Annotated in this window: 6 protein-coding genes; all 6 read left to right on the forward strand. The window is 45.3% G+C overall.

Features of this window, described 5'->3' with window-relative positions:
- Window positions 1–13 precede the first annotated feature (13 nt).
- The 6 genes from GX419_08145 (at window position 14) to mgrA (ending at window position 9,337) form a co-directional block, all read left to right on the forward strand.
- Window positions 14–1,210, forward strand: coding sequence for a glycosidase (locus tag GX419_08145; protein NLI24658.1), 1,197 nt, complete (start codon window positions 14–16; stop codon window positions 1,208–1,210).
- Window positions 1,207–3,642 (forward strand): glycosyl transferase, encoded by a 2,436-nt coding sequence (locus tag GX419_08150; protein NLI24659.1) that lies wholly within the window; start codon window positions 1,207–1,209, stop codon window positions 3,640–3,642. The genes GX419_08145 and GX419_08150 overlap by 4 nt, the downstream gene beginning before the upstream one ends.
- Before the next feature lie 37 nt (window positions 3,643–3,679).
- Window positions 3,680–4,345 carry a hypothetical protein gene (locus tag GX419_08155; protein NLI24660.1) on the forward strand — a complete coding sequence of 222 codons (666 nt, stop codon included), beginning with the start codon at window positions 3,680–3,682 and terminating at the stop codon, window positions 4,343–4,345.
- A gap of 119 nt (window positions 4,346–4,464) precedes the next feature.
- Window positions 4,465–6,732 carry an alpha-galactosidase gene (locus GX419_08160; protein ID NLI24661.1) on the forward strand — a complete coding sequence of 756 codons (2,268 nt, stop codon included), beginning with the start codon at window positions 4,465–4,467 and terminating at the stop codon, window positions 6,730–6,732.
- A 38-nt stretch (window positions 6,733–6,770) separates the two neighbouring features.
- Window positions 6,771–8,318 (forward strand): DoxX family protein, encoded by a 1,548-nt coding sequence (locus GX419_08165; protein ID NLI24662.1) that lies wholly within the window; start codon window positions 6,771–6,773, stop codon window positions 8,316–8,318.
- Complete coding sequence (gene mgrA, locus GX419_08170) at window positions 8,315–9,337, forward strand: L-glyceraldehyde 3-phosphate reductase (GenBank protein NLI24663.1); 1,023 nt, start codon at window positions 8,315–8,317, stop codon at window positions 9,335–9,337. Before GX419_08165 ends, mgrA begins: the two co-directional genes overlap by 4 nt.
- Window positions 9,338–9,343 lie beyond the last annotated feature (6 nt).

Genomic DNA, 9,343 nt, shown 5'->3' on the forward strand with positions numbered 1-9,343 from the left:
ACTTGATGCAAGTATGAAAAAGAAAGAATTTGAAAAAAAGGTATCCCAGCTCTTTTCTGAGTACAACAAATTGATTAACAGGACAAACAAACCCCTTAAACAGGGTAACGGAATTTTTACCCGGTACAAACACCCCATACTCACGGCCGATCATACGCCGGTTTTCTGGAGGTATGATCTCAATCAGAAAACGAATCCCCATCTGATGACCCGTCTCGGTATCAATTCGGTTTTTAATTCCGGGGCAATACTGTTTAAGGGGAAATATACTCTGGTGGCAAGAGTTGAAGGATGGGACCGAAAATCATTTTTTGCTGTTGCCCAAAGTCCCAACGGAATTGATCATTGGGAATTCTGGGATTATCCTGTCACCCTGCCGGAAACGAAGGAACCCGATACCAACGTATATGACATGCGGCTTACCCAGCATGAAGACGGCTGGATTTACGGGCTTTTCTGTGCGGAAAGAAAGGATCCCAATGCACCTCCGGGAGACACATCTTCGGCAGTTGCCGCATGCGGTATTGCCCGTACCAAAGACCTGGTGACCTGGGAACGACTCCCTGATCTCAGAAGCAATTCGGGTCAGCAAAGGAACTGCGTTCTTCACCCCGAATTCGTCAATGGTAAATATGCCATTTATACACGGCCGCAGGAAGGTTTTATTGAAGTCGGTTCCGGTGGCGGCATCGGATTTGGTCTCACTGACAGCATGGAAAATGCTGTGCTCGAAACGGAAGTCATTATTGAGAATAAAGAATACCATACCATCAAGGAATTGAAAAACGGTTTGGGTCCGGCCCCGATAAAAACAAAGGAAGGCTGGCTTCACCTGGCCCATGGTGTAAGAAATACGGCGGCCGGCCTGCGTTACGTGCTATATATGTTCCTGGCCGACCTGAACGATCCCTCCAAAGTAATCCGGCAACCCGGAGGGTATTTCCTTGCACCGGAAGGAGAAGAAAGAGTGGGTGATGTTTCCAATGTTACTTTCTCCAATGGCTGGATTGTGAACGACAAAGAGGAAGTATTTATTTACTATGGATCTTCCGATACACGCATGCACGTAGCCACATCTACGGTTGAAAAATTGCTTGACTACGTTCTTCACACCCCGGAAGATGGCTTTCGCTCAGCAGTATCGGTAATGCAGCGCAAGGAGCTTATTGAAAAAAATCTGAAAATTCTGGGTAAAAAGAAAAGATTATGAAATTCGGATATTTTGACGATGCGCACCGGGAGTATGTAATTCAAAATCCCAGAACTCCCTACCCCTGGATTAACTACCTCGGAGCCGAGGCATTCTTTTCACTGATTTCCAATACAGGCGGAGGGTATAGCTTCTTCAGGGATGCGCGCCTGCGCCGCATTACAAGGTTCAGATACAATAATATCCCTCTCGACTCAAACGGAAAATACTTTTATATAAAGGAAGGAAATGAATTCTGGAATCCGGGATGGCAACCTTCGCGTACTCCCCTTGATTTTTATGAGTGCCGGCACGGGTTGGGGTATTCCGTCATTACAGGGGAAAAAAATCAGCTAAGGGCTGAATTGCTGGCTTTTGTTCCTCTGAAATTTAACGGAGAAGTGCAACGACTGCGTTTAACAAACAAAAGTTCATCAGAAAAGAAAATTCAGGTTTTCAGTTTCGTTGAATGGTGTTTGTGGAATGCACTTGATGACATGACCAATTTCCAGCGTAATTTTTCCACCGGGGAAGTGGAAGTTGAAGGTTCTGCAATTTACCATAAAACGGAGTATAAGGAGCGGCGGAACCATTTTGCATTTCATTCGGTCAATGTTCCCGTGACAGCGTTCGATACTGACAGGGAAAGTTTTTTAGGCATGTATAACGGCCTCGACAGGCCAGAAACTGTTGCAGCGGGGAAGCTGACCGGCAGCATTGCGCACGGATGGTCGCCGGTAGCGGCATTTCAGATTGACATTTCAATAGAACCAGGTACATCAAAAGATCTTGTTTTTATTCTTGGATATGTTGAAAACCCTGAAGACAGGAAGTGGGAAACTAAGGGTATCATCAACAAGGAACAGGCCCGGCTTATGATAAACCGCTTTGCAGATACCCGCTCGGTTGATGAGGCAATGAAAGAACTGAAGGATTACTGGACGGGACTGTTTTCTGTTTTTCAGGTCAGATCGCACGATGAACGGATTGACAGAATGGTCAACATCTGGAACCAGTATCAGTGCATGGTCACTTTCAACATGTCACGCAGTGCCTCCTATTTTGAATCAGGGATTGGCAGGGGACTGGGATTCAGGGATTCCAACCAGGACCTTATAGGTTTTGTGCATCAGGATCCTGAAAGGGCGCGTGAGCGCATCATTGATATCGCTTCCACCCAGTTTGAAGACGGAGGAGCCTACCATCAATATCAACCGCTGACCAAGCGGGGGAACAATGAAATAGGAGGTAATTTCAATGATGATCCCCTCTGGCTCATTCTTTCGACCACTGCCTATATTAAAGAAACGGGCGATTTCGGCATCCTTGATGTTTCAGTGCCTTTTGATAATCACCCTGATAAGGCCGCTCCTTTAATGGAGCACCTCAAGCGGTCATTCGATCACGTCGTCAATAATCTGGGTCCGCACGGCCTGCCCCTGATAGGAAGAGCTGACTGGAACGACTGTTTGAACCTCAACTGTTTTTCAACCAACCCTGACGAATCGTTTCAGACAACAGAAAACAAAAAAGGAGGAGTTGCCGAATCGGTATTTATAGGAGGAATGTTTGTATTGTACGGAAATGAATATGCACGGTTATGTGAGATAAGGGGAATGGAAGAAGAAGCCCGTCGCGCACGGGCACATGTGCATGCCATGGAGAAAGCTGTGATGGATCACGGATGGGACGGTGAATGGTTCCTCAGGGCATATGATTACTTCGGAAACAAGGTTGGGTCAAAAGAAAATGAAGAGGGGAAAATATTCATCGAACCCCAGGGCTTTTGTATCATGGCCGGAATAGGGCTTGCTGACGGAAAAGCAGAAACGGCACTTGCCTCGGTAAAAAAATACCTTGACTGTCCTTACGGGATAGTTCTTAATCACCCAGCCTTTACCTATTACCATCTGAATCTGGGAGAAATCAGCACTTATCCGGCCGGATACAAGGAAAATGCCGGCATTTTCTGCCACAATAACCCCTGGATCATGATTGCGGAAACGATGGTTGGCAACGGAAAACAGGCATTTGAATATTACACCAAAATTGCTCCTTCCTTTCTTGAGGATATAAGTGATCTGCACAAAACAGAACCATACGTTTATTCCCAGATGATAGCCGGCAAAGACGCATGGAAACCGGGAGAGGCAAAAAATTCGTGGCTAACAGGCACAGCGGCATGGAATTTCTATGCCATTACACAGTATATACTGGGAATACGTCCTGATTATTTCGGACTGATAGTAGATCCCTGTATTCCTTCTGAATGGAAAGAGTTTCATGTACAAAGAATTTTCAGGGGAGTAAAATACCATATCCATATCAAGAACCCCGCCGGTGTTATGAAAGGAATCCGGTCGGTTACCCTGAACGGAAAGCCTGTGGAGGGAAACATGCTGCCCCTTCTCAAATCCGGAGAAGAAGCATCTGTTGAAGTCATTATGGGATAGTGAGACTATGCCATTTCAACAGTCACCTTGTTAAAGGGTGAGGCCTGTTCGAAGGGAATCAGATTTTGACAGCAACGGGAATTATCTGCATGCAATGCCCAGTTCGGGGAAACCTGCACCGGGCGATATCATGTTTGCTGACCTCAACCGGGATGGCATAATAAATGACCTGGACCGCACTATCATCGGGAAAGCTATTCCGGATGGGATGGCAAGCCTGATTTTTAACGGCACAATACGTCAATTTGATCTGTACTTCCTGCTCAACGGAATATGGAATTTCGATATTTTCAATCTGCAGCGCTCCAGACTCATGTCGTTTGACAGCCAGGACATGAATCATAACAAACTGGCAGAATATGCAAAGAACTATTATCGTCAGGGATATCCAAGCTCAGAGTACCTTCGTGCTGATCTGAATAACAGCAATCTGAATGACAGGATTTCAACCTGGTGGATTGAAAACGGTTCTTATCTGCGGTTCAAAGAAATTCAGCTCGGCTATACACTTAAAACGACTGCACCGGAACAGAATCCGACAGTCAGGCTATATGCCTCCGCTTCAAACCTTTTCACAATTACCAGATACAAAGGAAGAGATCCGGAAGGGGCGCTTTCCTCCTCCCCTTTAAATTCAGGAATCGATAACGGCATTTATCCTGTCCCCAGATTTTTCGGCATAGGCGTTCAGGTCAGGTTTTAAGAAAGATCATGTCAGTAATTCTGATAAATAAGATAAAAAAGAAAAAAAACGAGCAGAGACATCGCATGAAATAAAATTCTATATTTAAAAGCAATTAAAAATTATCAAAACAATTTTATATGAATACAAGGTATTTTTTCTTTGTTTTCCTGGCGGTACTTCTGTTTTCCTGCCAGAATAAGGAAGATATTGTTATCAACACCGACGTAAAATGGAAGTTTAAAACCGGGGATAGTAATCTCTATGCAAAGCCTGAATACGATGATTCTTCCTGGGACAGTATCTCCCCTGACATGGTTTGGGAATTGCAAGGCTACAGCGCCTATAACGGAATCGGATGGTACCGGTTGCATTTCTTTTTACCGGAAAAAATGAAGAAAAATGCATGGATGAAGGATAGTATCCAGATTGTCGTAGGGCAGGTAGATGACTGGGATGAAACCTATCTGAACGGAGAAATACTTGGTCAGAACGGATTAACTATCCTGCCCGACAAAAGCAATTTGCCGGCTAAGCTGACAGGGAGCACAGATGCATACCGGCTTCTGCGGAAATATGTCCTTTCTGTTACCGATCCTCGTTTACGGTGGAATCAGGAAAATGTACTGGCCGTTCGGGCAATTGATTTTGGAGGAGGCGGCGGAATATATGGCAAGGCACATGGCATAAGCATGATTGATCTGAAAGATTATTTGCAATTTGATGCCGGAAAGTTTCAGGTTACACTCAAAGGGAACAATCAATTTCAGATTAAAACGGCTCTGGTTAATACCCATGGTTCATACCAGTTTAAAGGCATACTGAAATGCCGGATAGTATCAGCCGATAACCAGCAGACTGTATTTGACACAACAGTACGTCTTTCGGTTCTTCCGCAGAATGAACAGGAGAAAGAGTTTCTTTTTACAGCCGATCAAACGAAAAGACACACATATTTTATTTCTTTCCGTGATCAGAAATCGGGGAAGACATTTTCGGCATCGGCCGAGATGCCCTATATTCTTACACCTCCTGCACCGGAAGAACCTCGTATCAACGGAGCCGGCATCATCGGAGTCCGACCGGGAAATGAGTTTCTGTTTTACATTCCTGTAACCGGAAGCAGGCCGTTGACCTACAAAGCGAAAGGGTTACCCCAGGGGTTGTCTCTGGATTCATTGAAAGGAATCATTACAGGCCGGACAAACACAAAAGGTGAATACCGCGTTCTGGTGGAGGTTTCCAACAGCAAAGGCACGGCCAAAAAAGAAATACGGATTGTGGTTGGTGACAAGATTGCCCTCACACCTCCGATGGGCTGGAACAGTTGGAATTGCTGGGGTTTAAGTGTTGACGACAGGAAAGTACGCGATGCAGCCGATCAGTTTGTCAATTCCGGATTAATTGATCATGGATGGACATACATCAATATTGATGATGGATGGGAAGCACCCGAAAGGGCCAAAAATGGAGAAATTTTGCCTAATGAAAAGTTCCCTGACATGAAAGGATTGACCGATTATGTTCATTCAAAAGGACTCAGGTTCGGTATTTACAGTTCACCCGGGCCACTGACCTGCGGCGGCTATCTGGGTTCTTACCAGCACGAAATGCAGGATGCGAAAAGTTATGCCAGATGGGGAATAGACTATTTGAAATACGACTGGTGCTCGTATGGAAGAATAGCCAGGGACAACAGCCTGGAAGAACTGAAAAAGCCTTATCTGCTTATGCGAAAATGCCTTGACAGGGCCGGAAGGGATATTGTGTTCAGTCTATGCCAGTATGGTATGGGAGAAGTCTGGAAATGGGGGCACGAAGTAGGAGGAGATTGCTGGAGAACCACAGGAGATATTGAGGATACATGGGAAAGCATGAGCAACATAGGATTTTCGCAGGATGTATGCGCTCCGTATACACGTCCCGGTTACTGGAACGATCCCGACATGCTGGTTGTTGGTTGGGTAGGTTGGGGACCCAGCCTTCACCCAACCCACCTGACACCCAGCGAGCAATACACCCATATCAGCCTGTGGTGCCTGCTATCAGCTCCCCTGCTGATTGGATGTGATCTGACAAAGCTGGATGATTTCACCCTGAATCTCCTGACCAATGATGAAATACTTGCTGTTAATCAGGATCCGGCAGCAAACCCGGCTAAACGCATTGTAAAAAATGAAAACGGACAAATCTGGGTAAAACTTCTTGAAGACGGGTCATATGCCGTTGGATTGTTCAATACTTCCGAAAAAGATCAGATCATGACTCTGTCATTCCGTGATCTGAATCTCTCAGGAAAACACAGGATACGTGATCTCTGGCGGCAAAAAGATTCCGGCAACTTTACCGATGAATTTGAATGCAAAGTTCCGGCTCACGGAGCTGAGATGATCCGAATTTTTCCCTGAGCAACTATTTAACCAACTAACCAAACTGAATCAGAATTATGAAAAACCATTCATTGAGCAAAGGAGGGCTGATAGCAGTATTTTTGCTCAGAACTGCTATTGGCTGGCACTTTTTATATGAAGGGTTAACAAAACTTTTCATGCCCGGATGGACATCTGCCGATTATCTGCAGATTGCCAACGGGATATTTCCCGGTTTTTTTCATTCCATAGCCGAAAATCCCGTTGCTCTGCAGATTGCCGATCAACTCAATATTTGGGGGCTCATTCTTACAGGCACCGGCCTTTTCATTGGCATGTTCGACCGCTGGGCATCAATTGCCGGAATGATTCTTCTGGCCTTATACTGGATGGCTAATCCTCCGTTTATTTCGAATGATTTCGGTATGGTGCGAGAAGGGCATTATCTCATTGTTGATAAAAATGTAGTGGAATTTTTTGCTCTTTTGCTCCTGGCTCTTTTCCCGAGCGGGAAATATCTGGGACTGGAACATTTTGTAAAAAAGAGAAAAGAAAGGCCGGAATCGGCCGGAGCATTTCCTTTGGCTGCTGAAGAGAAAATGCCCGATGTAAGCCGCAGAAGCCTTTTAAAAGGACTTTCATTTGCACCGTTTGCTGCAGCCTTCGCCTGGGCATTCGTGCGCAAGTTGCAATGGCAAAGCTATGAAGAGAAGAATCTTGTCGATGCTGTTACCGGAGCCAGTGCCAAAACTTTTAACGCAGGTACACTCAAGGATCTTAAAGGTACCATTCCTCCGGCAAAGATTGGAAACATCACCTTCAGCAGACTTATTCTGGGAGGCAATCTGCTTTCGGGCTGGGCTCATTCGCGCGATCTGATTTATGTTTCTCAGCTTGTAAAAGCATATCATCATAAAGATAAAATATTTGCCACCTTGCTACTGGCAGAAAAATGCGGCATCAACACCCTGCTGACAAATCCAATTCTTTGCTCGCTCATAGATGAATACTGGAGAAAAGGTATTGGCAAAATTCAGTTTATTACTGACTGTGCCGGATTAAATTATGATGCCAAGGGACAGCCATCAGCCATGCCAATAAATGAATACATTGATAAGGTTAAAAGAGCAATTGACACTGGAGCAGTGGCAGGATATGTTCAGGGTGAAACGGCAGATTACTATATTCAGCAGAAACAACCTGAAGTAATTGGCCGCATTCTTGATTTGCTAAGGTCAAACGGCCTTCTGGCCGGCATCGGAGCACACCATATTGAAACCATCAAGGCGTGTGTTGATTATGGATTTCAACCCGACTTCTGGATGAAAACATTGCATCATCATAATTATTGGTCAGCAAAAAATCCGGAATGGCACGATAACATGTTCTGTTACAAGCCCGATGAGACGATTGCCTATATGAAAGAACGGCCTGAGCCATTTATAGCATTTAAGGTTATGGCGGCCGGAGCCATCCATCCAAAAGACGGTTTCCGGTATGCCTTTGAAAACGGAGCTGATTTTATATGTGCAGGAATGTATGACTTTCAGATGATTGAAGATGTGAACATAGCTTGTGAAATTTTAGCTTCTGATATAAAAAGAGAACGACCATGGAGAGCATGAATATTCTTCAGCCCGAAAATTACCTCGCCTCGGATCAGCGGTATGAGCGTATGAAATACCGCAGGTGCGGTAAAAGCGGAATTGACCTTCCCGTTCTTTCACTTGGATTGTGGCATAATTTTGGTCATTACGATGATTTCACGACGATCAGAAAACTGCTTCACTTTGCTTTTGATCATGGTATTACGCATTTTGACCTGGCCAATAATTATGGTCCTCCTCCCGGTGCAGCAGAGGAAAACTTTGGTAAGGTTCTTCATTCCGATTTCAAAGGGTACCGCGATGAAATGATTATCAGTACCAAAGCGGGTTATTATATGTGGCCCGGGCCATACGGAAATTACGGTTCCAAGAAGTATCTTGTTGCCAGCCTTGACCAGAGCCTGAAGAGAATGCGTCTTGAGTATGTGGACATTTTTTATCATCATCGCCCTGATCCCAATACGCCTCTTGAAGAAACCATGGCGGCACTTCATCTGATTGTTCAGCAGGGAAAGGCCCTGTATGCTGGTATATCAAATTACCCTGCCGATCTCACAAAGAAAGCAGCATCGATTCTTCGTAAGATGGGTACTCCTTGTTTGATCCATCAACCTAAGTATTCTATGCTTGAACGCTGGGTTGAACAGGGCCTTCTGGATGTGCTGGAAGAAGAAGGAATCGGGTGTATCGCCTTTTCTCCTCTTGCCCAGGGACTTCTGACGTCGCGATACCTCAGCGGCGCTATCCCTCCCGATAGCCGGGCAGCCAAACCCCACGGATTTTTAAAACCCGGACAAATTACCCCCGAAAAAATTCGTCTGATTCAATCCCTCAATACCATCGCATCGGAACGAGGGCAAACCCTGGCACAGATGGCACTTTCATGGATTCTTAAGGACCGGCGTATTACCTCGGTGCTGGTAGGTGCTTCCCGTGTCGAACAATTGCAGGAAAATCTTGCTATATTGCAGGCACCGGATTTCACACAAAATGAACTGGAAAAAATTGAAGATCTGCTAAAAGGAATGCCAGCATGAAGGGAA

It is taken from the genome of Bacteroidales bacterium, from assembly GCA_012517825.1.
Lineage (GTDB): Bacteria > Bacteroidota > Bacteroidia > Bacteroidales > JAAYUG01 > JAAYUG01.